The sequence below is a fragment of the Streptococcus oralis ATCC 35037 genome, from assembly GCF_900637025.1.
In the GTDB taxonomy this organism is placed as follows: Bacteria; Bacillota; Bacilli; order Lactobacillales; family Streptococcaceae; genus Streptococcus; species Streptococcus oralis.
The window spans coordinates 1,482,100-1,507,140 of the sequence record NZ_LR134336.1 but is presented as its reverse complement, the minus strand read 5'-3'; the positions used below and the strand labels follow the sequence as shown (position 1 = coordinate 1,507,140).

General features: G+C 42.2%; 23 protein-coding genes, 1 riboswitch and 2 other annotated features. Of the genes, 17 read left to right on the top strand and 6 right to left on the bottom strand.

Annotated features, from left to right (window positions below):
* Positions 1–12 precede the first annotated feature (12 nt).
* The 3 genes from EL140_RS07510 to EL140_RS07500 all read left to right on the top strand — a co-directional run bounded on the left by EL140_RS07510 (position 13) and on the right by EL140_RS07500 (position 2,536).
* On the top strand, positions 13–882 hold the full coding sequence (locus EL140_RS07510) for a cation diffusion facilitator family transporter (protein ID WP_000074679.1): 870 nt from the start codon (positions 13–15) through the stop codon (positions 880–882).
* Between the two features lie 262 nt (positions 883–1,144).
* Positions 1,145–1,498 carry a stress response transcriptional regulator NmlR gene (gene nmlR, locus EL140_RS07505; protein WP_001022628.1) on the top strand — a complete coding sequence of 118 codons (354 nt, stop codon included), beginning with the start codon at positions 1,145–1,147 and terminating at the stop codon, positions 1,496–1,498.
* Positions 1,499–2,536: a zinc-binding dehydrogenase gene (locus EL140_RS07500; RefSeq protein ID WP_000833748.1), complete on the top strand. Its 1,038-nt coding sequence runs from the start codon at positions 1,499–1,501 to the stop codon at positions 2,534–2,536. It abuts the gene before it with no gap.
* Between the two features lie 67 nt (positions 2,537–2,603).
* On the opposite strand, the gene galR is transcribed toward EL140_RS07500, so the two are convergent.
* The gene (galR, locus tag EL140_RS07495; protein ID WP_000212496.1) at positions 2,604–3,605 is read right to left on the bottom strand and encodes a DNA-binding transcriptional regulator GalR; all 1,002 of its coding nucleotides are present in this window, start codon (positions 3,603–3,605) and stop codon (positions 2,604–2,606) included.
* 163 nt (positions 3,606–3,768) lie between these two features.
* Here galR and EL140_RS07490 point away from each other — a divergent pair, with 163 nt between their 5' ends.
* The 4 genes from EL140_RS07490 (at position 3,769) to EL140_RS07475 (ending at position 7,576) form a co-directional block, all read left to right on the top strand.
* Positions 3,769–4,947: a galactokinase gene (locus EL140_RS07490; RefSeq protein ID WP_000189891.1), complete on the top strand. Its 1,179-nt coding sequence runs from the start codon at positions 3,769–3,771 to the stop codon at positions 4,945–4,947.
* Positions 4,948–4,958: 11 nt separating this feature from the next.
* Entirely contained in the window at positions 4,959–5,618 is a 660-nt protein-coding gene (locus EL140_RS07485) for an HAD family hydrolase (protein WP_000340241.1), read from the top strand.
* Positions 5,615–7,102, top strand: coding sequence for a UDP-glucose--hexose-1-phosphate uridylyltransferase (locus tag EL140_RS07480; RefSeq protein WP_000077637.1), 1,488 nt, complete (start codon positions 5,615–5,617; stop codon positions 7,100–7,102). The genes EL140_RS07485 and EL140_RS07480 overlap by 4 nt, the downstream gene beginning before the upstream one ends.
* 69 nt (positions 7,103–7,171) lie before the next feature.
* On the top strand, positions 7,172–7,576 hold the full coding sequence (locus EL140_RS07475; RefSeq protein ID WP_000651198.1) for a PaaI family thioesterase: 405 nt from the start codon (positions 7,172–7,174) through the stop codon (positions 7,574–7,576).
* Between the two features lie 44 nt (positions 7,577–7,620).
* On the opposite strand, the gene EL140_RS07470 is transcribed toward EL140_RS07475, so the two are convergent.
* A complete protein-coding gene (locus EL140_RS07470; RefSeq protein WP_000865856.1) occupies positions 7,621–8,886 on the bottom strand; it encodes a DNA cytosine methyltransferase in 1,266 nt (421 codons plus the stop codon).
* 115 nt (positions 8,887–9,001) lie between these two features.
* On the opposite strand from EL140_RS07470, the gene EL140_RS07465 reads away from it, so the two are divergent.
* Positions 9,002–10,492, top strand: a complete 1,491-nt coding sequence (locus EL140_RS07465; RefSeq protein WP_000372606.1) for a Sau3AI family type II restriction endonuclease — start codon at positions 9,002–9,004, stop codon at positions 10,490–10,492.
* A gap of 40 nt (positions 10,493–10,532) precedes the next feature.
* Here the strand turns inward: EL140_RS07465 and EL140_RS07460 are convergent, their stop codons facing one another.
* The 4 genes from EL140_RS07460 to EL140_RS07445 form a co-directional block, all read right to left on the bottom strand.
* Positions 10,533–11,795, bottom strand: a complete 1,263-nt coding sequence (locus EL140_RS07460) for a nucleobase:cation symporter-2 family protein (RefSeq protein ID WP_001171648.1) — start codon at positions 11,793–11,795, stop codon at positions 10,533–10,535.
* The gene (locus EL140_RS07455; protein WP_000770380.1) at positions 11,795–12,376 is read right to left on the bottom strand and encodes a xanthine phosphoribosyltransferase; all 582 of its coding nucleotides are present in this window, start codon (positions 12,374–12,376) and stop codon (positions 11,795–11,797) included. Before EL140_RS07455 ends, EL140_RS07460 begins: the two co-directional genes overlap by 1 nt.
* A 120-nt stretch (positions 12,377–12,496) precedes the next feature.
* A riboswitch (purine riboswitch) is annotated at positions 12,497–12,592 on the bottom strand.
* A 132-nt stretch (positions 12,593–12,724) separates the two neighbouring features.
* Complete coding sequence (locus EL140_RS07450; RefSeq protein ID WP_000386241.1) at positions 12,725–13,111, bottom strand: bleomycin resistance protein; 387 nt, start codon at positions 13,109–13,111, stop codon at positions 12,725–12,727.
* Between the two features lie 11 nt (positions 13,112–13,122).
* The gene (locus tag EL140_RS07445) at positions 13,123–13,950 is read right to left on the bottom strand and encodes an exodeoxyribonuclease III (protein WP_000767451.1); all 828 of its coding nucleotides are present in this window, start codon (positions 13,948–13,950) and stop codon (positions 13,123–13,125) included.
* A gap of 133 nt (positions 13,951–14,083) precedes the next feature.
* Here EL140_RS07445 and EL140_RS07440 point away from each other — a divergent pair, with 133 nt between their 5' ends.
* The 9 genes from EL140_RS07440 (at position 14,084) to EL140_RS07395 (ending at position 25,037) form a co-directional block, all read left to right on the top strand.
* Positions 14,084–14,539, top strand: coding sequence for a DUF3290 family protein (locus EL140_RS07440; protein WP_000675341.1), 456 nt, complete (start codon positions 14,084–14,086; stop codon positions 14,537–14,539).
* Positions 14,536–15,171, top strand: coding sequence for a DUF421 domain-containing protein (locus tag EL140_RS07435; RefSeq protein ID WP_000174434.1), 636 nt, complete (start codon positions 14,536–14,538; stop codon positions 15,169–15,171). Before EL140_RS07440 ends, EL140_RS07435 begins: the two co-directional genes overlap by 4 nt.
* Before the next feature lie 206 nt (positions 15,172–15,377).
* Complete coding sequence (locus EL140_RS07430; RefSeq protein ID WP_000022587.1) at positions 15,378–17,123, top strand: ABC transporter ATP-binding protein; 1,746 nt, start codon at positions 15,378–15,380, stop codon at positions 17,121–17,123.
* A complete protein-coding gene (locus EL140_RS07425; protein WP_001180123.1) occupies positions 17,113–18,855 on the top strand; it encodes an ABC transporter ATP-binding protein in 1,743 nt (580 codons plus the stop codon). Before EL140_RS07430 ends, EL140_RS07425 begins: the two co-directional genes overlap by 11 nt.
* Before the next feature lie 183 nt (positions 18,856–19,038).
* On the top strand, positions 19,039–19,731 hold the full coding sequence (locus EL140_RS07415) for a sugar transferase (protein WP_000922220.1): 693 nt from the start codon (positions 19,039–19,041) through the stop codon (positions 19,729–19,731).
* 42 nt (positions 19,732–19,773) lie between these two features.
* Positions 19,774–21,000 carry a DegT/DnrJ/EryC1/StrS family aminotransferase gene (locus EL140_RS07410; RefSeq protein WP_001134521.1) on the top strand — a complete coding sequence of 409 codons (1,227 nt, stop codon included), beginning with the start codon at positions 19,774–19,776 and terminating at the stop codon, positions 20,998–21,000.
* A 42-nt stretch (positions 21,001–21,042) separates the two neighbouring features.
* Positions 21,043–21,268, top strand: a binding site (T-box leader).
* 66 nt (positions 21,269–21,334) lie between these two features.
* Positions 21,335–22,513: a tryptophan synthase subunit beta gene (gene trpB / locus EL140_RS07405; RefSeq protein WP_000208439.1), complete on the top strand. Its 1,179-nt coding sequence runs from the start codon at positions 21,335–21,337 to the stop codon at positions 22,511–22,513.
* Positions 22,510–22,735 (top strand) — a binding site (T-box leader). Its footprint overlaps the gene before it by 4 nt.
* A 377-nt stretch (positions 22,736–23,112) precedes the next feature.
* On the top strand, positions 23,113–24,474 hold the full coding sequence (trpE, locus tag EL140_RS07400) for an anthranilate synthase component I (protein ID WP_000439645.1): 1,362 nt from the start codon (positions 23,113–23,115) through the stop codon (positions 24,472–24,474).
* Positions 24,471–25,037: an aminodeoxychorismate/anthranilate synthase component II gene (locus tag EL140_RS07395; RefSeq protein ID WP_000601899.1), complete on the top strand. Its 567-nt coding sequence runs from the start codon at positions 24,471–24,473 to the stop codon at positions 25,035–25,037. Before trpE ends, EL140_RS07395 begins: the two co-directional genes overlap by 4 nt.
* The last annotated feature ends 4 nt before the right edge of the window (positions 25,038–25,041 follow it).

The window sequence follows — 25,041 nt, the reverse complement described above, 5'->3', positions numbered from 1 at the left end:
GGAGGGAGAGAAATGAGTCCTAAAACATCTATCTGGTTAGCTTTTTTCTTAAATTTAAGCTATGCGATTGTTGAGTTTATCGCAGGAGGAATCTTTGGTTCGAGTGCAGTTCTTGCTGATTCTGTTCATGACTTGGGAGATGCTCTAGCCATTGGTATCTCAGCCCTTTTAGAAACAATCTCAAACCGTGAGGAAGATAGGCAGTACACCTTGGGTTACAAACGTTTTAGTCTTTTAGGGGCCATGCTAACGGCTGTGATTCTTATGATAGGGTCTGTCCTAGTGATTTTGGAAAATATCACGAAGATTGCTCATCCGCAACCCGTTAATGAGAAAGGTATCCTCTGGCTGGGAATCATTGCAGTAGCTATCAATGTGCTAGCAAGTCTGGTAGTTCGTAAAGGAAAGACAAAGAACGAGTCAATTCTTAGCTTGCATTTTTTGGAAGACACTCTTGGTTGGTTGGCTGTCATCCTAATGGCGATTATCCTCCGATTTACAGATTGGTATATCCTCGATCCGCTTTTATCGCTGGTTATTTCTATCTTTATTCTGTCGAAAGCCATTCCTCGCTTTTGGAGCGCACTGAAGATTTTCCTAGATGCTGTGCCAGAAGGGGTCGAGACAAGTGATCTGGAGAAGGATATAGAGGCTCTGACCAATGTCAAAAGTGTTAACCAACTTAGTATTTGGTCCATGGATGGTCTGGAGAATAATGCTATTGTTCACATTTGTATCAAGGACTGGGAGCAGATGATGGAGACCAAAGAAGTGGTGCGTCAATGTTTAGAAGAAAGAGGCGTGCAGAATATCACTATTGAAGTGGATAGCAGTCAAAGCAATCATGCGCAACATAGGCGGAAGGTGAGAGAGTTAGAGTAGAGGCATGGGCATCATTAGTACAAAGTGAAGAATGATTAAGCCCCTATGTTATTTGAAATAGAGTATTTTATTTACTGTTTAAATATTTTAAAAGTTTGATCCTATAAGGCTCTGTATAAACTTTACTTAGTTGTTTGGTAATTTAAAAAATTTTTCGATTAGATGCAAAAAGTTTGACTTGGAGTCAACTCAAAGTTGTATAATAAGATGAATGAGTTATAGTTGCTTAAATTCAGTGAAGATAATGAAAGGAGGCTAGTATATGAATATTAAATCTGCCAGCGATTTATTAGGAATTTCAGCGGATACGATTCGGTATTATGAGCGAGTTGGTCTTGTGCCACCGATTACTCGAACCGCGACTGGAATTCGTGACTTTCAAGATCAGGATATAGAAGCACTGGAATTTATTAAGTGTTTCCGTTCGGCGGGTGTCTCTGTAGACAGTTTAGTTGACTATATGTCGCTCTACCAAAAGGGGGATGAAACGAGAGAGGAAAGGCTTGGTATTTTAGAAGAGGAAAAGAAAAAATTAGAGGAGCGCTTGTCTCAGTTACAGACGGCTTTAAATCGCTTAAATCACAAAATTAAACTTTACAAGGAAGGAAAATTTTAAATGAAATCAGCAGTATATACAAAGGCAGGCCAGGTTGGACTTGCTACAATTGAACGTCCGCAAATTATAGAAGCAGATGATGCTATTATCCGCATTGTCCGTACTTGCGTTTGTGGTTCGGACCTCTGGAGTTACCGTAATCCAGATATTGAATCCGGCCATCAAAATAGTGGGCACGAAGCCATTGGAATTGTCGAAGAAATCGGAGAGGCTATTACAACGGTCAAACCGGGAGATTTTGTCATTGCACCTTTCACCCATGGCTGTGGGGAGTGTGATGCCTGTCGCGCTGGCTATGATGGGACTTGTGACCGCCATATTGGCACCAATTGGTCAGGTGGTGTCCAGGCTGAGTATATCCGTTTCCACTTTGCTAATTGGGCACTTGTGAAAATTCCAGGTCAACCTTCAGATTATAGCGAAGGCATGCTCAAGTCACTTTTGACACTTGCTGATGTCATGCCGACTGGCTATCATGCAGCGCGTGTTGCTAATGTGCAAAAAGGGGATAAGGTTGTGGTGATTGGTGACGGGGCTGTTGGGCAATGCGCTGTCATTGCAGCTAAGATGCGTGGAGCTTCTCAAATTGTCCTTATGAGTCGTCATGAAGATCGCCAAAAGATGGCCTTGGAATCAGGTGCGACAGCTGTTGTGGCTGAACGTGGCGAAGAGGGAATTGCCAAAGTCCGTGAAATCCTTGGTGGTGGAGCAGATGCAGCCCTTGAATGTGTTGGGACTGAAGCAGCCGTAGATCAAGCCCTTGGAGTACTTCACAATGGTGGACGTTTAGGCTTCGTTGGTGTTCCTCATTACAATAACCGTGCGCTCGGTTCTACCTTTGCTCAAAATATTTCAGTGGCAGGTGGAGCAGCCTCAGTTACTACTTATGACAAACAAGTTTTGTTAAAAGCGATTCTTGATGGAGACATCAATCCAGGCCGTGTCTTTACATCAAGTTATAAATTGGAAGATATTGACCAGGCTTATAAAGATATGGATGAACGCAAGACCATTAAGTCTATGATTGTGATGGATTAACAATGAAAATCCTAATGGAGATTTGGGACTCCCTATTAGGATTTTTTGCGTTGGTATATTTGTTGAGTTATGGCAGCGTACTTTCTCTCAAAGTCAGTCTGGTGCCCAGCATGGTTAGGCTAGGTATTTTGCGACCGTGGAGAACTTCCTTGTTAAGAATATCCATACCTGCTCGGCCCATTTCTTCGGTATAGACGGTAATGCTAGAAAGGGGAGGATAGACCTGCTTGGTCAGACTAGTGTCGTTAAAAGAAATGAGACTGACGCGGTCTGGTAGGTTAATTCCAGCTTCTTGAAGGGCACGGAGGGCGCCGATGGCTAAACTATCGCTGGCTGCGAAAAAGGCTGGTGGGAGTTGGTCTCCTAGCTTGTGAATGGCCTCCTTCATCAAGTCATATCCAGACTGGGCAGTAAAGCTCCCCTGAAAGACCAGTTCTTCATGGTAGATTCCATTTGCTAGGGTAATGTCTTTGAAATTTTCTAGTCGCTTATCCTGGATAATTTCTTCCTGGTCGGTTGTTTCCTCAAGACCTGTGAGAATTCCGATACGGTCCATACCTTGACTGAGAAAATGGTCTACAACTTGTTTCACAGCAGTGTAAAAGTCAGTGATAATACAGGTATGTCCAAATGAAAGAGTATCGCTGTCTATAAAGACTAAAGGTTTTTGGTATTCTTCAAAGGCAGAAATCTGAGCTCGGCTAAATTTTCCGATGCAGAGAATGCCAATCACTTCCTCGCTCAGTGTAAAAGGATGATCGTTAAAATAGCGCAAGATATCATAGTCCAGTTCTTGGGCTCTTTTTTCAATACCGAGACGAATCTGATAGTAGTAGAGATCGTCCAACTCCCCTTGTTCGCTGACCCATTGGATAATGGCAATCTTTTGCTTGGGTTTGTGGGATTCGCCTGTCTTGAGGTGCTTAGTATAGCCCAGCTCTTCCGCGACGGTTAAAATACGGTGTCTGGTTTCTTCTGTGACAGATAGGCTCTGGTCGCGATTGAGGACACGAGATACGGTCGCAATAGAGACAGAGGCTAGCTGTGCGATGTCTTTTAAGGTAGCCATAAATCCTCCTCCTTTTAGGTTAGTATATCATATTTTTCTGCTTTTTACTGATAGTTTAGTAAAAGTTTAGTAAAAAGGATTGACCTTGGCAAATCCCTTGGATACAATAGAAGAAAACGATTACACGTTAAGATGACTTAACGACAGTCAAAGGAGAATTCATATGACACAAGATCTTACTACTGAAGCCCTTCGCAAAGACTTTCTTGCCGTTTTTGGTCAAGAAGCAGAGCAAACTTTCTTTTCACCAGGTCGTATCAATCTGATTGGTGAACACACGGATTACAATGGTGGGCACGTTTTTCCAGCTGCTATTTCTTTGGGAACTTATGGTGCAGCTCGCAAGCGTGACGATCAAGTCTTGCGTTTCTACTCAGCCAACTTTGAGGATAATGGTATCATCGAAGTGCCTCTTACTGACCTCAAATTTGAAAAAGAGCACAGCTGGACCAACTATCCAAAAGGTGTTCTTCATTTCTTGCAAGAAGCTGGACATGTGATTGACAAAGGGTTTGATTTTTATGTTTATGGGAATATCCCAAATGGTTCAGGTTTGTCCTCTTCAGCATCCTTGGAACTCTTGACTGGTGTTGTGGCAGAGTATCTCTTTGATTTAAAACTAGATCGTTTGGATTTGGTTAAAATCGGAAAACAAACGGAAAATAACTTTATCGGAGTCAACTCTGGTATCATGGACCAGTTTGCTATCGGTATGGGTGCTGACCAACGTGCTATTTACCTAGATACCAACAGTCTTGAGTATGACTTGGTGCCGCTTGATTTGAAAGACAATGTCGTTGTCATCATGAACACCAACAAACGCCGTGAACTGGCGGACTCTAAATACAATGAACGTCGTGCTGAGTGTGAAAAAGCAGTAGAAGAATTGCAAGTTGCCTTGGATATTCAAACCTTGGGTGAATTGGACGAGTGGGCCTTTGACCAATATAGCTATCTGATTAAAGACGAAAATCGCTTAAAACGAGCTCGCCATGCTGTGCTTGAAAACCAACGTACTCTTAAAGCTCAAGCAGCCCTTCAAGCAGGTGATTTGGAAACATTTGGTCGCTTGATGAATGCTTCTCACGTTTCTCTAGAACATGACTATGAAGTAACTGGCTTGGAATTGGATACCCTTGTTCATACGGCTTGGGCACAAGAAGGTGTTCTCGGTGCTCGTATGACAGGGGCAGGTTTTGGCGGCTGTGCCATTGCCTTGGTGCGAAAAGATGCTGTTGAGGCCTTTAAGGAAGCTGTAGGCAAGCACTACGAGGAAGTAGTTGGATACGCTCCAAGCTTCTATATCGCTGAAGTTGCAGGTGGCACTCGCGTTTTAGACTAGGAGAGAAGTAAATGGACGCTGTAATATTTGATTTAGATGGCTTATTAGCTGATACTGAGATCATTTCTCTAAAAGTTTATCAAGAATTGCTTAAAGATTTTGGAATTCCTTTCACAGAAGAAATATATTCTAGAGAATACAGTGGACATAGGGAAGAGGAGAATGTTCAACGATTTTTAGATACCTATGATTTACCTTGGAACTTTGACCAAACCTTGGAAAAAGTTTATGAACTGGAAGCTCGAATATTAGCCAAAGGTGTAAATTTAAAAAAAGGTGCTAAAAATTTGCTTGCTTTTCTGCAAAGAGAAGGTATTCCAATCGCTCTAGCAACTTCAAGTGTTGAATCTAGAGCTAGAATGATTTTGGATAGTAATGGTATACTGTCCCTATTTGACCATCTAGTTTTTGCAAAAGATGTAAAGCGAAGCAAACCTTACCCTGACATATTTTTAAAGGCCTGTAGTGATTTGAATGTTTTACCAGAGAATTGCTTAGTATTAGAGGATAGTGAAGCAGGGATTGAAGCAGCGTATAGAGCTGGGATACCAGTTATTTGTATTCCAGACTTAAAATGCCCAGCACAGTCTTTCTTAAATAAAACAGAACAAGTTTTTCAGGATTTAGATGCTGTCAGAGACTATTTAGAAAGTAAGAAGGAGAATCAATGAGTCAGGGAGTTCTAGATGCATTTATCACAGAAGTCATTACTGAAAGTTCATTTGAGGAAATGGATCGAATCTACCTGACCAATCGTGTCTTGGCACGAGTGGGAGAAGGTGTTTTGGAAGTTGAGACTGATCTAGATGAGTTGATTGACCTCAAGGACCAGTTGGTTGAGGAGGCGGTTCGATTAGAGACGATTGAGGATAGTCAGACTGCGCGTGAAATCCTAGGTGCTGAACTGATGGACTTGGTGACCCCTTATCCAAGTCAGGTCAATCGTGACTTCTGGGCAACCTATGCCCAGTCACCTGAGCAGGCGATAACGGATTTTTACCAACTCAGCCAGAAAAATGACTACATCAAGCTTAAGGCCATTGCTAAAAATATTGCTTATCGCGTTCCATCTGATTACGGAGAACTTGAGATTACCATCAATCTGTCTAAACCTGAAAAGGATCCGAAAGAGATTGCGGCGGCCAAGTTGGTACAAGCTAGCAATTATCCCCAGTGTCAGCTTTGTCTAGAGAATGAGGGCTATCATGGTCGGGTCAACCACCCAGCTCGCAGCAATCACCGCATTATCCGTTTTGAAATGGCGGGTCAGGAGTGGGGCTTCCAGTATTCGCCCTATGCTTATTTTAATGAGCACTGTATTTTTTTAGATGGTCAGCATCGTCCCATGGCTATCAGTCGTCAGAGTTTTGAGCGTTTGTTGGTTATCGTAGAGCAGTTTCCGGGCTATTTTGCGGGTTCAAATGCGGACTTACCAATCGTGGGAGGCTCTATTCTGACTCATGATCACTATCAAGGAGGCCGTCACGTGTTTCCTATGGAATTGGCTCCCCTGCAAAAGACTTTCCGATTTGCTGGTTTTGAGCAGGTCAAGGCTGGGATTGTCAAGTGGCCTATGTCAGTGCTACGTTTGACCTCGGATTCTAAAGAGGATTTGATTAACTTGGCTGACAAGATTTTGCAGGAATGGCGCCAGTATTCAGATTCTGAAGTGCAGATTTTAGCAGAGACAGACGGGAGACCGCATCACACTATCACACCGATTGCGCGTAAGCGTGATGGACAGTTTGAATTGGACTTGGTCTTGCGGGACAATCAGACTTCGGCAGAGCATCCGGATGGCATCTATCATCCCCACAAGGATGTCCAACATATCAAGAAGGAAAATATCGGCTTGATTGAGGTCATGGGCTTGGCTATTTTGCCACCACGCCTGAAAGCAGAAGTGGAGCAAGTTGCTAGCTACCTCGTGGGAGAAGGGGACACAGTTGCGACTTATCATCAGGAATGGGCAGAGCAGCTCAAAGCTCAACATCCAGACCTAAAAGATAAAGAAAAAGCCCTTGAAATCGTCAAGGACTCTGTAGGAGCTATCTTTGCACGTGTTTTGGAGGATGCAGGAGTTTACAAGCAGACGGAACAAGGACAGGCAGCTTTTATGCGCTTTGTAGAACAGGTAGGAATTTTACCAGACTAGGAGCTTTCTCCTTGCACAGTCCTACAAAAAGTAGTATCATAGTGTCGTTTGAACTATCAGGAGGAAACGATGAAAGATTTTCATTTTGACGCTATATCTGCTTTTGAAAATTACGAAATAGAAAAAATGAGAGACGGTCATGTTGTGGTGACGACAAAAGTAGTGGACTCGTCGCTCAATTACTATGGCAATGCCCATGGAGGCTATCTCTTCACCCTTTGTGACCAGATTAGTGGTCTAGTGGTTATCTCGCTGGGGCTTGATGGAGTGACGCTTCAGTCCTCTATCAACTACCTTAAGGCAGGAAAACTTGACGATGTACTGACCATTAAAGGAGAATGTGTCCATCAAGGTCGCACAACTTGTGTCGTGGATGTGGATATCACCAATCAAGAAGGCAGAAATGTCTGCAAAGCCACCTTTACCATGTTTGTCACAGGCCAGCGGTCAGAAGACAGACAGGTAAGGATATAGATAAACAAAAAAGAGGCTCACACCTCTTTTTTGTTTCAGATAAATCAATCAATTTCTTTAATAAACTTAGCAATTTCTTTTACAATCTCAGTAACTAAAGCATTTCCCATAAAGAACATTCTCATTTTATCAGAAACGTTGACAATAGATCCATCTGACAATTTCTTTTTAGCTGTCCAATTATCTGGAAAATCTTGAAGGCGTTCTGCTTCAACTGGAGTTATAAGACGGTATTTGCCATTAACTTTAAGAAAATGGGTAGAACGATTGACGGTACCTTCAGAAGTTAACATTGTTCGACCAGGTAAATTTAAATCGTCATAAGGAGCCATACCTCCTTCAGAATAGATATAAGTATGTCCAGTGGCAGAAGTACGTTCTATTCGTTTAGGACCTCGTAAGAATTGGAATTTTTCCAATTTTGCTGGATCTGTAATGAAATATTTCTCTGGGACCTCCTCTTCATCTTGAAGAATTTCTCCTAGAGTGATAGGGTTGCCATTGTAATTAGGTTCTGTATCAATAGAATAGTATTTTCCATGTCTCATAATTCCTGTATTCCAAACGGTACCAGTAAAAGTATCTGAAACTTCAACTATATCATTTGGTAACTCATAAAACACATGGCGATTTTTAACTGCTATAGGTTTAATAGGAAATTGTTTTGCAAATAGGCCTTGATTGAAAATATAGTCATCATACCTATTATCTTCAAAAATTTCTTCCTTTTTTTCGTAAAGATTATCAATCTTTTTTGCAAATACAGTATCATTTCGATATACGAAAAAGAATACACGGCGTCTTCGTTGGCTTCTTCCGTAATCAGCAGCATTAATAACTCTCCACTCTACAGAATATCCAAGATTATTAAAAGCTGTGAGCATAATTGCAAAATCACGTCCTCTTTGTTTTGAAGGTGCTTTTAAAAGTCTATCTACATTTTCTAGGATTAAATATTTTGGCTTAATTATTTCCGTTGCTCTAATAATCTCCCAAAATAAAACTCCTTTTTTCCCTTCAATTCCTTTTTCATCTTTCTTGCTACGCGCAACTGAGTAATCTTGGCAAGGAAAACCACCGACAATCATATCGGCATCCATTTTGGAGAATTGTTCGTCTGTTATATCAGAAATACTAATATTGATGTTTTCGCTATTGGGGAAGTGATAATCATAGACCTCAAATGCATCTTGAGATTTACGAGATGGTTCCCATTGGTTTGCCCATTTTGTTTTAAAGAGTTGCTTATCGGCATTTTCTAATCCTATGCGAAAACCGCCAACTCCAGCAAATAGTTCGAGAACTTTCATCTTTTCTCCTTAATATTTTACAGTTTAATCCATTATATACTATTTTCGATAATTGATCAAGTATTAATGCTTGCTTTAGTTTAATTTGATATAATATAAAAGATAGGAGAAGAAAATGGATCAAAACTTATTTAACTATAACGATGAAGATATCGATAGTGTTATTGAATATTCTCACAAACTATTAGATAGAAAATTTTCCGATGTTATGGAAGAGTATAATCGTTCGCTTTATAAATCATATGACGATTATAATGATAGAGTAGTCTCTGAGGTCCAAGATAAAGCAATTAGTATGAAGTCAAAAGGACAGTATGGAAATTATATTGAAAAATATTTCTATGGTTATCAGCCAAATAGTGATTCAGAAGCTGACTTTGAAAAAATTGGTGTAGAACTAAAAGTTACTCCTTTTAAGGTAAACAAAAATGGGACACTTAGTGCCAAAGAACGACTTGTATTAACAATACTAAACTATATGGAGGAAAATTTAGAGGATTTTTACTCCACCCACTTATGGAAAAAATGCGCAAAGATTTTATTATTGTTTTACAATGGCTTAATTCCTAATCAAACAATGAAGGACTATGTCATTGAAAAAATATTTTTATATGAATGGTTTGAGGAGGATATGGCAGTTATCCTTGAAGACTATAAGAAGATTACAGATAAAATCAAAAATGGAAGGGCACATGAATTATCAGAATCAGATGGGAACTATTTATCAACTTGTACAAAAGGGGCAGGTAAAGGAAAGGATTTAAGACAACAACCTTTTAGTTATGAATTAGCAAAACAAAGAGCTTGGGAATTAAAATCAAGTTATATGACCTATCTGATTAATCATAAAATCTTTAATCAATCAGATCAAGAAAGTGTCCTGGCTAATTTTAAGGGTGAGAAAAAATCATTTACTGAGGTTATTGCAGAGAAGATTCTCTCCTACAAAGGTTTCTCTGAACAAGAGTTATATGATAGATTTGAAGTGAATCCCAAAGCAAAAGGTAAGAATAGTACTCTGATTAGAAAAATTTTAGGCTTAACAGGGGATTTAGATAAGACAAAAGAATTTCAAAAAGCAAACATGAATTTGAGAGTTATTCGAGTAGATAAGAATAATTTACCTAAGGAAGACTCCCCGTTTAAAACTTATTGTTTTAAAGAACTAGCAGCAAATGATAGTTGGGAATCATCACATGTTTATAATGAAATTTACAATAAACGATTCCTCTTCGTTATTTTTAAGGAAATTGAACCTAAGCTATTTGTATTAGATTCTATCAAGTTTTGGGGATTTCAGGATAGACAATTAGAAGAAATACAAAGAGTGTGGCAGGAAACTAGACAAATTATTTCTGATGGAGTCAAATTAACTCAAAATGGTAATAAAGTTTCAACCAATTTCCCTCAAAGTAAGATAAACGGAATCCTATTTACGAAATTACACGCTACAAATACTTATTATGAAATTGAAAAAGGAAAATTTGTTGGGAAAGGTTCATTATCTGATACGGATGAACTTCCAGATGGACGTAGGATTACAAAACACTCCTTTTGGATGCCTAAAAAGTTTATAAAAGAAATATTAGATGGAAATTGGGATTGATTATATTTGTAAACAAAAAAGAGGCTCGCACCTCTTTTTCTTATTTCTTTTTATGATTTAATACTGCATTGAGTACAATGGCCAGTAGGCTGGCTACGACAATTCCGTTTGAGAAGAACATTTGGAAGGCTGTCGGCATGCTGACAAAGAGATTACTATTGTTGAGTCCGACACCTGCAGCGATTGAAACTGCTGCGATAAGGAAGTTGTGTTCATTGTTAGCAAAGTCAACGCGGGCAAGGATTTGCATCCCTTGAAGGGAAACAAAACCAAACATCACCAGCATGGCACCACCAAGGACAGGACTCGGAATGATTTGAGCTAGGGCTCCAAACTTAGGAAGGAGTCCAAGGAGGACTAGGAAACCAGCTGCATAGTAGATTGGCAGACGGGTCTTGATACCAGATAATTTAACCAAACCAACGTTTTGTGAAAATCCTGTGTAAGGGAAGGTGTTAAAGATTCCTCCGAGAAGGACAGCTAAACCTTCTGCGCGATAACCGTTGCGAAGGCGCGTGCTGTCGATTGGATCTTTCGTGATATCAGACAAGGCTAGGTAAACACCAGTGGACTCAACCATAGACACCGTTGCGATGATACACATCATGACAATAGATGAGATTTCAAAGGTTGGCATTCCAAAGTAGAGTGGAGTTGGAACATGGACAAGCGGTGCTGCCGCAACAGGGGAGAAATCAACCAAGCCCATGGTAGCAGCAATGGCAGTTCCAACAACCAGACCAATCAAAATGGAGATAGACTTGATAAATCCTTTGGTAAAGATGTTGATCAAGAGGATAATTAGAACAGTGATGGCTGCAAGCAAAAGACTTTGACCAGTTGGCTCTGGGACGTTATTTCCCATATTTCCAATAGCGACAGGAATCAGGGTCAATCCAATCGTGGTAATGACAGAGCCTGTTACGATAGATGGGAAGAGATTGGCAACTTTTGAGAAAATGCCTGAAATCAGAACCACATAAATCCCTGAAACGATAAGGGCACCAAACATAGCTCCGCTACCGTGACTTTGTCCAATCATAATTAAAGGAGCGACGGATTGGAAGGCAACTCCGAGAACGACTGGTAGTCCAATACCAAAGTATTTGTTGAGTTGGAGTTGAAGGAAGGTGGCCACCCCACACATGAAGATATCTGTGGAGATTAGGTAGGTCAACTGCTCAGCTGAATAGCCAAGAGCTGTCGCAATCATGATGGGAACCAGGATAGAACCTGAATACATGGCTAGTAAGTGCTGCAAGCCAAGAACGGCTGCTTGTGAATGTTTTTCTTGTTTTTGCATTAGAGATCTGCCTCCTTAAATACGACCTGACCATTTTCAAAACGATCCAAACGGGCCAGTGATAGGACTGGATAGCCTGCTTTTTCAAGCAAATCACGACCATCTTGGAAGGATTTTTCGATAACAATTCCGATAGCTTCGACTTTTGCTCCAGCTTGTTCGATGATTTGGATCAAGCCTTTGGCAGCTTGGCCATTAGCAAGGAAATCGTCAATAATCAAGACCTTGTCCTCTGGTGAAAGGAATTTTCCAGCGATGGAAACGGTGCTGGTCACCTGCTTGGTAAAGGAGTAGACTTGGGCAGTTAAGATACCTTCGTTCATGGTGATGTTTTTAGCTTTCTTGGCGAAAATCATGGGGACATCTAAGGCTTCGGCAGTAAAAATGGCTGGGGCAATGCCTGAAGCTTCAATGGTTACGACCTTGGTAATGCCAGCAGAAGCGAATTTGTCCGCAAATACCTTACCAATCTCTCGCATCAAGCTAAAGTCAACTTGGTGGGTTAAAAAGGAATCTACCTTGAGGATGTTGTCACCCAAGATATGCCCATCCTCAAGAATGCGCTCTTCTAATAATTTCATAAGACCTCCTAAAGTCTAAAAGATGCTTCATTTGCTTGTTTAGAGTTTCTAGCAAGAAATAGAAAAAGGACCTACTTAATCCCCTAAGTAAGTCCCCAAAATAGGCATGGCCAAAACCATACCTCCAGCTGACATACTCATTGTTAGGTGTTCCGGCACCTTGTAGAAACGTCGTGCCAATTCACGACATAAACAAGTAAAATGATATTCAATTTTAAATAGGCTACTGCCAATGTTTTTATTTTACACCAATTAGCTTTATAAATCAAATATTTTGTTAGTAAATAGATCATAAAAACGAACGAATAAAAGGCTGAATGCTAGATAGTATTGTAGCCTTTTGTTCTTCTATTCGCTAAATCTTAAAAAATAGCCATCTGGATCCAAAACGGCAAATTCATGAGGATAGATATAGTGATCCCCAACACGAAATTCTCTTTTGGTCAGCGGACGATGGATAGGATAGTCAGCTTCCAGCAGTTTTTGGTGGAGCTGAGGGACATCTTCAATGCCAAAGGAAATATTGACACCGCGCCCGAAAGGATAGGTTAGTTGGGCTAATTCTTCTGTTCTGCCTTCTTCTAGCATAAGTTGGCAGTCTTCAAGCGAGAGGAAGAGAAATTTCTCCTCTGGACGCTCGTATTCGACAGAAAATCCCAGCAAGTTGCAGTAGAAGTGGCGTGACTTTTCGAGGTCAGATACTACAAATTCAGGAATGACAGCTTGATAGTCCATTAGCTTTCTCCTTAGAGTTCAATTTCCAATACAATCGGCGTATGGTCTTGACGCGCACCCGAGTCAATCATGTCAGACTTGGTTACCTTGTCAGCCACGCGGTTGCTGGTGAGCCAGTAGTCGATTCTCCAGCCTGTATTATTGATTTTAGAAGTCTTGCTGCGTTGCGCCCACCACGTGTAGCACTCTGGGACATCGCCGTGAAGATGACGGAAGGTGTCGGTAAATCCAGTTGCCAAGAGGTTGGTAAAACCAGCACGTTCCTCATCTGTAAATCCTGGTGAACGACGATTGCTGGCAGGATTTGCAAGGTCGATTTCCTTGTGAGCTACGTTGTAGTCTCCGGTCGCAAGGACTGGTTTTTCTTTGTCTAGTTGAGCCAAATACTCAGCATATTTGACATCCCAGACTTGGCGTTCTTCCAAGCGTTTGAGACCGTCGCCAGCGTTTGGAGTGTATACTTGGGTGACGAAAAATTCTTCAAATTCCAAGGTGATGATGCGGCCTTCCAAGTCCATGGTAGAAGGGGCACCGATTTCTGGGAAGCTAATCGTTGGTGTGAGTTCTTTCTTATAGAGGAACATAGTTCCAGCGTAGCCTTTGCGAGCAGGTTCTTGAGAGGAACGCCAAGTGTTTTCATAACCTGGGAAGAGTTCTTCTAAAATTTCCAAGTGTTTTTTTGTAGGCCCTTTTGCAGAAAGCTTGGTTTCCTGGATAGCGATAATATCAGCATTTTCGGCTACCAAGGTTTGTAGGACTTCTTGGGACAATTTTGCACGAGCTGAGTCGCTCGTTAGGGCTGCATTGAGGGAGTCAATATTCCATGATATGAGTTTCATAATGTTACCTTTTTCATTCAGATTACAGACTATATTATACCAAAAAAAGGCGCATTTCCCCAACGTATGGTTTGAAAAATCACCCTCTTTCGTTTATAATTAAGAATGATTTTATGAAAGGAAGTGAAAATACATGAAATTCTATTCTTATGACTATGTACTCAGCCAAATCAGTCAGCAAAATGGTATCATGCTTGGTTTAGGGATTGTCCTATTAGCTGTGACAGGATTTTTAGCTTTCAAGGCTTATCATGATAAAAAGGGGACCAAATTTCGTGAGTTGGTCATGATTTCAGCTTTGACCTTATTAGCTCTCCTTTTGGTCAGCATCACAACTTATCAAAACAATCAAGTATCTAATAATAAATTTCAAGCTTCACTTCATTTCATCGAGCTTGTTTCCAAAGAATTGGGAGTAGACAAGTCAGAGGTTTATGTCAATACTTCTGCCGACACTGATGGCGCACTTATCAAGGTCGGAGATCGCTATTACCGTGCCTTGAACGGAAGTGAGCCAGACAAGTACCTGCTAGAGAAAGTGGAATTGTATAAAACGGATGCAATTGAACTGGTGGAGGTGAACAAATGACACTCAATTATATCGAAATTTTAATCAAACTAGCCTTGGGTCTCTTTTCTCTGGTTTTTGTAATCAATGTGACAGGGAAGGGCAACCTAGCGCCTAACTCAGCAATAGATCAAATTCAGAACTATGTACTTGGGGGTATCATCGGCGGGGTGATTTACAATAGCGCTATCAGTATCCTTCAGTATGCAGTTATCCTGATTATGTGGACCATTCTGGTCTTGACTCTCAAATGGCTGAATAATAATGTTCACTTTGTGAAACGTTTGATTGATGGGAAGCCAACCCTGCTCATCAAAAATGGGAAGATTGATCCAGAAGCCTGCCGTTCGGTTGGTTTATCAGCAGCGGACGTAGCTCTTAAGCTCCGTAGTCAGGGAATTTTCCAAATGAAACAGGTCAAACGCGCTATGCAGGAGCAAAACGGTCAACTCATCGTAGTCCAAATGGGAGATGAGAATCCCAAGTATCCTGTTGTCACAGACGGTGTGATCCAAGTCGAAATTTTGGAAACCATTGGTCGGAGCGAAGAATGGCTGCTTGATAACCTCAGCAAACAAGGGTATGACAATGTTGCCAATATTTTTATCGCTGAGTATGACAAGGGTGTCGTCTCAGTCGTAACTTATGAATAAGAAAAACCTGGGGTCTTGTACTCTTCAAAAATCAAATTCAAACTGCGTCAACGTCGCCTTGCCGTATGTAGGTTACTGACTTCGTCAGTTCTATCTACAACCTCAAAGCAGTGCTTTGAGCAGCCTGCGGCTAGTTTCCTAGTTTGCTCTTTGATTTTCATTGAGTCTTGGCCTCAGGTTTCCATTTGCAATCAGAAAGGGATTTTATGTCCATTATTCAGAAACTCTGGTGGTTTTTCAAGTTAGAAAAGCGCCGTTATCTAGTCGGAATTGTGGCCTTGGTCTTGGTTTCCGTCCTCAATCTCATTCCCCCTATGGTCATGGGACGAGTGATTGATGCCATTACGTCGGGGCAATTAACCCAGCAGGACCTGATTTTGAACCTCCTTTATCTGCTTTTTGCAGCTTTGGGTATGTACTATCTACGCTATGTTTGGCGCATGTATATCCTTGGAACTTCCTACCGTTTGGGGCAGATCATGCGGTCTCGCTTGTTTGAGCATTTCACAAAAATGTCGCCAGCCTTTTATCAGACCTATCGGACGGGGGACTTGATGGCACACGCCACCAATGATATCAATGCTTTAACCCGTTTAGCAGGTGGCGGAGTCATGTCTGCGGTCGATGCCTCTATCACGGCTCTAGTGACCTTGCTGACCATGCTCTTTAGCATTTCGTGGCAGATGACGCTAGTTGCCATTCTTCCCCTGCCTTTCATGGCTTATGCGACCAGTCGTCTAGGGAGAAAGACTCATAAGGCTTTCGGAGAATCCCAAGCAGCCTTTTCTGAACTCAATAACAAGGTGCAGGAGTCTGTATCAGGTATCAAAGTAACCAAGTCTTTCGGTTATCAGGCGGATGAGCTGGAGTCCTTTCAGGAAGTCAATGAATTGACCTTCCAAAAGAACCTGCAAACCATGAAATACGATAGTCTCTTTGACCCCATGGTTCTCTTGTTTGTTGGTTCATCCTATGTTTTAACCCTCTTGGTCGGTTCCTTAATGGTGCAGGAGGGGCAGATTACAGTTGGGAATCTGGTCACCTTTATCAGTTATTTGGATATGTTGGTCTGGCCTCTTATGGCTATTGGTTTCCTCTTTAATATTACTCAGCGAGGAAAGGTTTCTTATCAGCGGATTGAGGATCTTTTATCTCAGGAATCACCTATAAAAGATCCTGAGTTACCTCGGGACAGTATCGAAAATGGACGTTTGGAGTACGCCATTGATAGTTTTGCCTTTGAAAATGAGGAAACACTGACGGATATTCACTTTAGTTTGGAAAGAGGGCAAACCCTGGGCTTGGTCGGACAGACAGGCTCTGGGAAAACGTCCTTGATTAAGCTCCTCTTGCGTGAATACGATGTGGATAAGGGAGCTATTTATCTAAACGGTCACGATATTCGGGATTATCGTCTGACAGACCTTCGTGGTCTCATGGGCTATGTCCCTCAGGATCAGTTTCTCTTTGCGACCTCGATCTTAGACAATATCCGCTTCGGCAATCCTAATTTGCCCCTTTCAGCGGTCGAGGAAGCGACTAAACTAGCTCAAGTTTACCAAGATATTGTAGACATGCCTCAAGGATTTGATACAGTTATCGGTGAAAAAGGGGTCAGTCTATCTGGTGGTCAAAAGCAGCGTCTGGCCATGAGTCGGGCGATGATTTTAGACCCTGATATCTTGATTTTGGATGATTCCTTGTCCGCCGTGGATGCCAAGACGGAGTATGCGATTATCGACAATCTCAAGGAGACGCGGAAGGACAAGACAACCATTATTACAGCACATCGTCTCAGTGCGGTTGTCCATGCAGATCTGATCTTGGTTCTGCAAAATGGTCAAATTATCGAACGGGGCACGCACGAAGAACTGTTAGCCCTGGATGGCTGGTATGCCCAAACTTACCAGTCTCAGCAGTTGGAAATGAAAGGAGGAGAAGATGCAGAATAAGCAAGAACAATGGGCTGTATTGAAGCGCTTGATGTCCTATCTCAAGCCCTATGGATTCCTGACCTTTTTGGCACTCAGTTTTCTCCTAGCGACTACGGTTATTAAAAGCATCATTCCCCTCGTAGCTTCCAGCTTTATCGACCAGTACCTCAGCAATCTTAACCAAATTGCTATTACAGTTTTATTAGCCTACTATGGCCTCTATCTCCTACAAACTCTGGTCCAGTATGTCGGTAATCTTCTCTTTGCGCGGGTGTCCTACAGTATTGTCAGAGATATTCGTCGCGATGCCTTTGCCAATATGGAGAAACTAGGTATGTCTTATTTTGACAAGATGCCAGCAGGTTCCATCGTCTCTCGTTTGACCAATGATACCGAAACCATCAGTGACATGTTTTCGGGGATTTTATCCAGCTTTATCTCAGCAGTTTTCATCTTTCTGACAACCCTGTATACCATGTTGGTGCTGGATTTTCGTTTGACAGCTTTAGTCCTGCTCTTTCTACCCTTGATTTTCCTTTTGGTCAATCTCTATCGGAAAAAGTCAGTGAAAATCATCGAGAAAACCAGAAGTCTCTTGTCGGATATCAATAGTAAGCTGGCAGAGAATATCGAGGGAATCAGAATTATCCAGGCCTTTAATCAAGAGAAGCGCCTGCAGGCAGAATTTGATGAAATCAACCAAGAACACTTGGTCTATGCTAACCGTTCTGTGGCCTTGGATGCCCTCTTTTTGAGACCTGCCATGAGTTTGCTGAAACTCCTAGGCTACGCCGTTTTGATGGCCTACTTTGGTTACCGTGGTCTTTCTATCGGGATAACAGCCGGAACCATGTATGCCTTTATCCAGTACATCAATCGCCTTTTTGATCCCCTGATTGAGGTGACGCAAAACTTTTCAACCCTTCAAACGTCCATGGTATCTGCAGGTCGTGTCTTTGCCTTGATTGACGAAACGACCTATGAACCTCTTCAAAAAGATGGGCAAGCTAAAGTCAAAGAAGGCAATATTCGTTTTGAACATGTGTGTTTCTCATATGATGGTAAACACCAGATTCTGGATGATATTTCCTTTTCAGTTAAGAAGGGCGAAACCATTGCCTTTGTAGGTCATACAGGTTCGGGGAAATCTTCGATTATCAATGTCCTCATGCGTTTTTATGAATTTCAGTCAGGCCGCGTTCTCTTGGATGGGGTGGATATTAGGGACTACAGTCAGGAAGAGCTGAGAAAGAACATCGGTCTGGTCTTGCAGGATCCCTTCCTCTATCACGGGACTATCAAGTCCAATATCGCCATGTACCAAGATTTTAGTGATGAAGAGGTACAGGCTGCGACTGCCTTTGTGGATGCAGATTCCTTTATTCAGGACCTTCCGCAGGGTTATGATGCACCTGTGTCTGAGCGTGGTTCGAGCTTTTCTACTGGTCAGCGCCAGCTTCTTGCCTTTGCCAGAACAGTCGCTAGTCAGCCTAAAATCTTGATTTTGGATGAAGCGACAGCCAATATTGACTCGGAGACAGAAAGTTTGGTTCAGGATTCTCTGGCTAAAATGAGAAAAGGACGGACGACCATTGCCATCGCCCACCGCCTTTCGACCATCCAGGACGCCAACTGCATCTATGTCTTGGACAAGGGGCGCATCATCGAGAGTGGAATCCATGAGGAACTCTTGGCCTTGGAAGGAACCTATCACAAGATGTATAGCTTGCAGGCTGGAGCCATGTCCTAATACTCTTTGAAAATCTCTTCAAACCATATCAGTTTTATCTGCAACCTCACAGCAGTACTTTGATTTTCATTGAGCACCAGAAGGAAATTCTTCAAATGACAGATTTCTTGCACCGCCTTTTCCATTTTGTGGTATAATGAAAAATGTTGACAAATAGTATAATAAAAACAAAGGAGAAACAGCATGCTGAAATGGGAAGACTTGCCCGTGGAAATGCAATCAAGCGAGGTTGAGTCTTACTACCAGCTTGTCTCTAAAAGGAAGGGTTCGCTGATTTTCAAGCGTTGCCTGGACTGGGTTCTGGCCCTGTTTTTGCTACTTTTGACTTCTCCCATCTTTCTTGTCTTGAGCATTTGGATCAAGTTGGATAGCAAGGGACCTGTCATTTACAAGCAAGAGCGCGTGACCCAGTACAACCGTCCGTTCAAGATTTGGAAGTTCCGTACTATGGTGACGGATGCGGATAAAAAAGGAAGTCTGGTGACTTCTGCTAACGATAGTCGCATTACCAAGGTTGGAAATTTCATCCGCCGTGTGCGCTTGGACGAACTGCCTCAGTTGGTCAATGTCCTTAAAGGTGAGATGTCCTTTGTTGGAACAAGACCTGAGGTGCCACGTTACACCGAGCAGTATAGTCCTGAAATGATGGCGACCTTGCTCTTGCCAGCAGGAATCACCTCTCCAGCCAGCATCAACTACAAGGATGAGGACACGATCATCAGTCAGATGACAGAGAAAGGTCTGTCGGTTGACCAGGCCTATGTAGAGCATGTTCTTCCTGAAAAGATGCGCTATAATCTCGCCTATCTCCGAGAGTTTAGTTTCCTTGGAGACATCAAAATCATGTTTCAAACCGTGTTTGAAGTGCTAAAATAAAGTAGTCATAAGAAAATGAGTACAGATAAAAGGAGCAAATCAATGCCAAATTACAATATTCCATTTTCACCGCCCGATATCACTGAAGCTGAAATTGCTGAAGTAGCAGATACCCTGCGTTCTGGTTGGATCACAACAGGTCCGAAGACAAAAGAACTGGAGCGTCGCTTGTCTCAATACACACAGACACCTAAGACTGTCTGCCTCAACTCTGCGACTGCCGCCCTTGAGTTGATTTTACGTGTTTTGGAAGTGGGACCAGGTGATGAAGTCATCGTTCCAGCTATGACCTATACAGCTTCATGTAGTGTTATCACTCACGTAGGAGCAACACCTGTCATGGTGGATATCCAAGCAGATACTTTTGAGATGGACTATGACTTGCTTGAGCAAGCTATCACTGAGAAAACTAAGGTTATCATCCCAGTAGAGCTTGCAGGGATTGTGTGCGACTATGACCGTTTGTTCCAAGTTGTGGAGAAAAAACGTGATCTCTTTACAGCTGCTAGCAAGTGGCAAAAGGCCTTTAACCGTATCGTGATTGTCTCTGATAGTGCCCATGCTTTGGGATCTACTTACAAAGGGCAACCAGCTGGTTCGATCGCTGACTTTACTTCCTTCTCATTCCATGCCGTTAAGAACTTTACAACTGCTGAGGGAGGAAGTGCGACTTGGAAGGTCAATCCAGCGATTGACGATGAAGAGATGTACAAGGAATTCCAGATCCTTTCCCTTCATGGTCAAACCAAAGACGCTCTTGCCAAGATGCAATTGGGTTCATGGGAATACGATATCGTTACACCGGCCTACAAGTGCAATATGACGGATATCATGGCTTCGATTGGTTTGGTACAATTGGACCGTTACTCTGGGTTGCTACAACGTCGTAAGGACATCGTGGATCGTTATGATCGTGGTTTTGCAGGTACTCGTATTCACCCACTTGCACACAAGACTGATACTGTTGAATCTTCACGCCACCTCTACATCACCCATGTAGAAGGAGCAAGTTTAGAAGAACGCAACCTTATCATCCAAGAATTGGCCAAAGCAGGAATTGCAAGTAATGTACACTATAAACCGCTTCCGCTCTTGACAGCCTATAAGAATCTTGGCTTTGATATGGCAGATTATCCGAGAGCCTATGCCTTCTTTGAAAACGAAATTACGCTTCCTCTTCACACTAAATTAAGCGATGAAGAAGTAGACTATATCGTTAAGACTTTGGTGAGAATTTCCGAAGAAATCCTCGGTTCTGGAAAAAAATAATAAAAAATCTTGACAAAAAGCGGACAATAGCATATAATATTCTCAACAAATCAGAAAAGTAACTATTTTTGATCTTCAGGGAGCCTGTGGTGATTGTGAACAGGTGGTTGGAAGTAGTGAAAGTGGGCTGATTTTAAAAATGAATTTGAAACAATGAAAATTCGGTGCGCACACCTTACAGTGCAACTTGTTGTTAGACAAGGCAGAGATGTAAAGGGGAATAGTCCCTTTATAATTGAGGTGGCACCGCGTTACCAACGCCCTCACACAGATTGTTTTCTGTGTGTGGGCTTTTTTCATATCTTTAAATTAATACTGAAAGAGGAAAAATTTTATGACAACTAAAGGTTATTTTGGACAATTTGGTGGTAGTTTTGTACCGGAGCCGATTCAGGCTTTGTTGGATGAGTTGGAAGTGACATTTGACAAATACAAGGATGATCCAGAATTTTTGGCAGAATTTCGCCATTACTTGAAGGATTATTCAGGTCGCGAAACACCGCTCTATTTTGCGGAAAGTTTAACAGACCACCTAGGTGGAGCTAAGATTTATCTCAAGCGCGAAGACCTTAATCACCTTGGTTCTCACAAGCTCAACAATGTTTTAGGACAAATTCTTCTTGCCAAACGTATGGGCAAAAAACGAGTGATCGCAGAAACAGGAGCTGGTCAGCACGGTGTTGCGACAGCAGCAGCTGCAGCTAAGTTTGGTATGGCCTGTGATGTCTACATGGGGGCAGAAGATGTGGAGCGTCAACGACTCAATGTCTTCCGTATGGAGATGATGGGAGCGACTGTTCACGCAGTTGAAACGGGGACACGAACTCTTAAGGATGCGGTTGATGCAGCCTTTGGAGCATGGATGAATGACCTTGAAGCCTTCTACGTTTTGGGATCTGCTGTAGGACCTCATCCTTATCCTACAATTGTTCATGAATTCCAAAAGGTCATCAGTGAAGAATCTCGTCGTCAAATCTTAGAAAAAGAAGGCCGTTTACCAGACTACGTCATTGCCTGTGTAGGTGGTGGTTCTAATGCTATCGGTGCTTTTTCACAGTATGTGGCTGATGAAGAAGTCAAATTGGTAGGAGTAGAAGCTGCCGGTCACGGACTGGATACAGACAAGCACGCAGCTACTATGACAAAAGGTAGTATCGGAATTGTCGACGGTATGAAGACCTATGCAGTCTTTAAGGAAGATGGAGAGCTGGCCCCAGTTTACTCTATCTCAGCTGGTTTGGACTATCCAGGGGTTGGCCCAGAACATGCCTACTTTAAAGATTCAGGCCGTGTAGAATACGTAGCAGCGACAGATGAAGAAGCTGTTCAAGCCTTGCTCCTTCTAAGCAAGACTGAAGGGATTATCCCAGCGATCGAAAGTTCGCACGCTATCGCAGAAGCGGTTAAACGTGCACCGAAACTTAGTAAGGATGACATTATCATCATCAATGTCTCTGGTCGTGGAGACAAGGACGTAGCTGCTATTGCAGACTACCTAGAAGCTAAAAAATAAAAGATGGAAAAATTACAGTCTTTTCTCTCACAGAGAGCTTGTGGTTGCTGGAAACAAGCAGAGAAAGCTGTAAGGTTGGGTCCATCTGAAACGAGAGAAGAAAACATAATTCTCAAGGGAGTGCCCTTTATCGCACAGCCTGTTATAGGAAAGTTCTGAGACAGGAATGAGAGATAGGAGAAATCCTATAATTGAGGTGGCACCGCGAATTTCGTCCTCACGCAAGTTATTTTGCGTGGGGATTTTTATATATTTATCGTAGATATGGTCATCAGTTTTAAATTATGCTTCATCACTAGATAGATTTCTATAAAATATTTGCTAACGAAGTGAGCATTGACCCGCTATTTCCCGCTATAGTGGTATTCTAGAGAAGCAAAGATGCTTCTCTAGAACGGAATTTTTGAGAGTAAAATAGTTCGGGGAACTATTTTAGCCTGAGCCTAGAAATGAATGAGCGAGGAGCTCGAAAATTAGGTCTTTCATTTCATGGATTTCTAAAATCATCCACTGGATAATTTTACCTCCCGTCCGCACTATTTAAGGGAAATAGAAAAAAGACCAAAAATTAAAAATAAGAAACTGAAAGGGAAATTACAATGGAACGAATCATTCATGGAGATGTCTTATCACCAATCTTGGCTTATATGCGCCTAAAGGGGCAACACAAGGTTATCTTAGAAAGTATTCCGAGAGACAAGGAAACAGCTCGTTTTTCTATTTTAGCCTATAATCCAGTTTTTGAGATTAAGTTTGAAAATGGAGTCCTTTATCAAAATGGTCAAGTGATTGATCGGGATCCCTTGGATTTCCTTTATGAAGTGACACATAAGAACCAGCACCATTCAGACCTACCTTTTGGTGGAGGAGCCATTGGTTTTGTTGGTTACGATATGATTTCGCTCTATGAGGAAATCGGTCAAATCCCTGAGGATACCATTGGGACGCCAGACATGCATTTCTTTGTCTATGAGAGTTATATGGTCTTTGACCACAAGAAGGAAAAAATCCATGTTATCGAGGATGCTCTTTACAGCGAGCGTAGTCAAGAAGACTTGGAAAAAGCCTTGAATCAAGTGCTGGAGGAATTACGCATCCCTGCTCCAAATGAATTTGAAGACTTGGATTTATCTCCGCTGGACTTCAAACCGCATATTGCTCCTCAGAAGTTTGAAGAAATGGTGGAAACCGCTCGTGACTTGATTCGTAACGGGGATATGTTCCAATGTGTACTCAGTCAACGCTTCTCAGCAGAAGTTACTGGAAATCCATTTGACTTCTACAGAAATCTTCGCGTGACTAATCCATCCAATTACCTCTATTTTTATGACTTTGGGGATTATCAAATCATCGGTGCTAGTCCTGAAAGTTTGGTTTCTGTTAAAAATGGCGTTGTAACAACCAATCCGATTGCCGGTACGCGACCAAGAGGGGCTACGGATGAAGAGGACAAGGCCTTGGCGACAGACCTGCTTTCTGATGAGAAGGAAACAGCAGAACATCGGATGTTGGTAGACTTGGGGCGTAACGATATTGGCCGCATCTCTGAAACGGCAAGTGTCCAAGTCACCAAGTATATGGAAGTGGAGCTCTTCCGCTATGTCATGCATTTGACCAGCGTGGTCAAGGGACGTTTGCTTCCAGACCTCACTGCCATGGATGTTTTGAAAGCTACACTTCCAGCTGGAACAGTTTCAGGAGCACCAAAGATTCGGGCCATGAGACGCATCTATGAACTGGAAACGGAAAAACGAGGCGTATACGCAGGAGCAATCGGCTACTTGTCTGCGACGGGTGATATGGATTTCGCCATTGCCATCCGAACCATGATTCTCAAAGATCAAACAGCCTATGTGCAGGCTGGGGCAGGGATTGTCTATGATTCTATCGCCCAAAACGAATACCAAGAAACCATTAACAAGGCTAAATCTATGACTAGAATTGGAGAACTAAGACCATGATTTTATTGATTGATAACTATGATTCTTTTACCTATAACTTGGCGCAGTACATTGGGAATTTTGCAGAAGTGCAGGTCTTGAGAAATGATGATCCCAAGCTGTATGAAGAAGCTGAAAAAGCAGATGGTCTGGTCTTTTCTCCCGGTCCTGGTTGGCCGGTGGATGCCGGAAAGATGGAAGACATGATTCGTGACTTTGCAGGCAAGAAGCCAATTCTAGGGATTTGTTTGGGTCACCAAGCCATCGCAGAAGTCTTTGGTGGGAAGCTAGGCTTGGCTCCAAAAGTCATGCATGGGAAACAGAGCCATATCAGCTTTGAAGCGCCATCTGTTCTCTATCAAGGCATTGAGGATGGTCGTCCAGTCATGCGTTATCATAGTATTTTGATTGAAGAAATGCCAGAAGAGTTTGAAGTGACAGCTCGTTCGACTGATGACCAGGCTATTATGGGAATTCAACACAAAAGCCTGCCGATTTATGGCTTCCAATACCATCCAGAGAGTATCGGAACGCCAGATGGCTTGTCTTCTATTCGGAATTTTATCGAGAAGGTTGTAAAGTGAGGAA

What these genes read in the sequence shown, in the direction of transcription:
- EL140_RS07510 (WP_000074679.1), top strand. Translation starts at nt 13, where the DNA reads ATGAGTCCTAAAACATCTATCTGGTTAGCTTTTTTCTTAAATTTAAGC.
- nmlR (WP_001022628.1), top strand. Translation starts at nt 1,145, where the DNA reads ATGAATATTAAATCTGCCAGCGATTTATTAGGAATTTCAGCGGATACG.
- EL140_RS07500 (WP_000833748.1), top strand. Translation starts at nt 1,499, where the DNA reads ATGAAATCAGCAGTATATACAAAGGCAGGCCAGGTTGGACTTGCTACA.
- galR (WP_000212496.1), bottom strand. Translation starts at nt 3,605, where the DNA reads ATGGCTACCTTAAAAGACATCGCACAGCTAGCCTCTGTCTCTATTGCG.
- EL140_RS07490 (WP_000189891.1), top strand. Translation starts at nt 3,769, where the DNA reads ATGACACAAGATCTTACTACTGAAGCCCTTCGCAAAGACTTTCTTGCC.
- EL140_RS07485 (WP_000340241.1), top strand. Translation starts at nt 4,959, where the DNA reads ATGGACGCTGTAATATTTGATTTAGATGGCTTATTAGCTGATACTGAG.
- EL140_RS07480 (WP_000077637.1), top strand. Translation starts at nt 5,615, where the DNA reads ATGAGTCAGGGAGTTCTAGATGCATTTATCACAGAAGTCATTACTGAA.
- EL140_RS07475 (WP_000651198.1), top strand. Translation starts at nt 7,172, where the DNA reads ATGAAAGATTTTCATTTTGACGCTATATCTGCTTTTGAAAATTACGAA.
- EL140_RS07470 (WP_000865856.1), bottom strand. Translation starts at nt 8,886, where the DNA reads ATGAAAGTTCTCGAACTATTTGCTGGAGTTGGCGGTTTTCGCATAGGA.
- EL140_RS07465 (WP_000372606.1), top strand. Translation starts at nt 9,002, where the DNA reads ATGGATCAAAACTTATTTAACTATAACGATGAAGATATCGATAGTGTT.
- EL140_RS07460 (WP_001171648.1), bottom strand. Translation starts at nt 11,795, where the DNA reads ATGCAAAAACAAGAAAAACATTCACAAGCAGCCGTTCTTGGCTTGCAG.
- EL140_RS07455 (WP_000770380.1), bottom strand. Translation starts at nt 12,376, where the DNA reads ATGAAATTATTAGAAGAGCGCATTCTTGAGGATGGGCATATCTTGGGT.
- EL140_RS07450 (WP_000386241.1), bottom strand. Translation starts at nt 13,111, where the DNA reads ATGGACTATCAAGCTGTCATTCCTGAATTTGTAGTATCTGACCTCGAA.
- EL140_RS07445 (WP_000767451.1), bottom strand. Translation starts at nt 13,950, where the DNA reads ATGAAACTCATATCATGGAATATTGACTCCCTCAATGCAGCCCTAACG.
- EL140_RS07440 (WP_000675341.1), top strand. Translation starts at nt 14,084, where the DNA reads ATGAAATTCTATTCTTATGACTATGTACTCAGCCAAATCAGTCAGCAA.
- EL140_RS07435 (WP_000174434.1), top strand. Translation starts at nt 14,536, where the DNA reads ATGACACTCAATTATATCGAAATTTTAATCAAACTAGCCTTGGGTCTC.
- EL140_RS07430 (WP_000022587.1), top strand. Translation starts at nt 15,378, where the DNA reads ATGTCCATTATTCAGAAACTCTGGTGGTTTTTCAAGTTAGAAAAGCGC.
- EL140_RS07425 (WP_001180123.1), top strand. Translation starts at nt 17,113, where the DNA reads ATGCAGAATAAGCAAGAACAATGGGCTGTATTGAAGCGCTTGATGTCC.
- EL140_RS07415 (WP_000922220.1), top strand. Translation starts at nt 19,039, where the DNA reads ATGCTGAAATGGGAAGACTTGCCCGTGGAAATGCAATCAAGCGAGGTT.
- EL140_RS07410 (WP_001134521.1), top strand. Translation starts at nt 19,774, where the DNA reads ATGCCAAATTACAATATTCCATTTTCACCGCCCGATATCACTGAAGCT.
- trpB (WP_000208439.1), top strand. Translation starts at nt 21,335, where the DNA reads ATGACAACTAAAGGTTATTTTGGACAATTTGGTGGTAGTTTTGTACCG.
- trpE (WP_000439645.1), top strand. Translation starts at nt 23,113, where the DNA reads ATGGAACGAATCATTCATGGAGATGTCTTATCACCAATCTTGGCTTAT.
- EL140_RS07395 (WP_000601899.1), top strand. Translation starts at nt 24,471, where the DNA reads ATGATTTTATTGATTGATAACTATGATTCTTTTACCTATAACTTGGCG.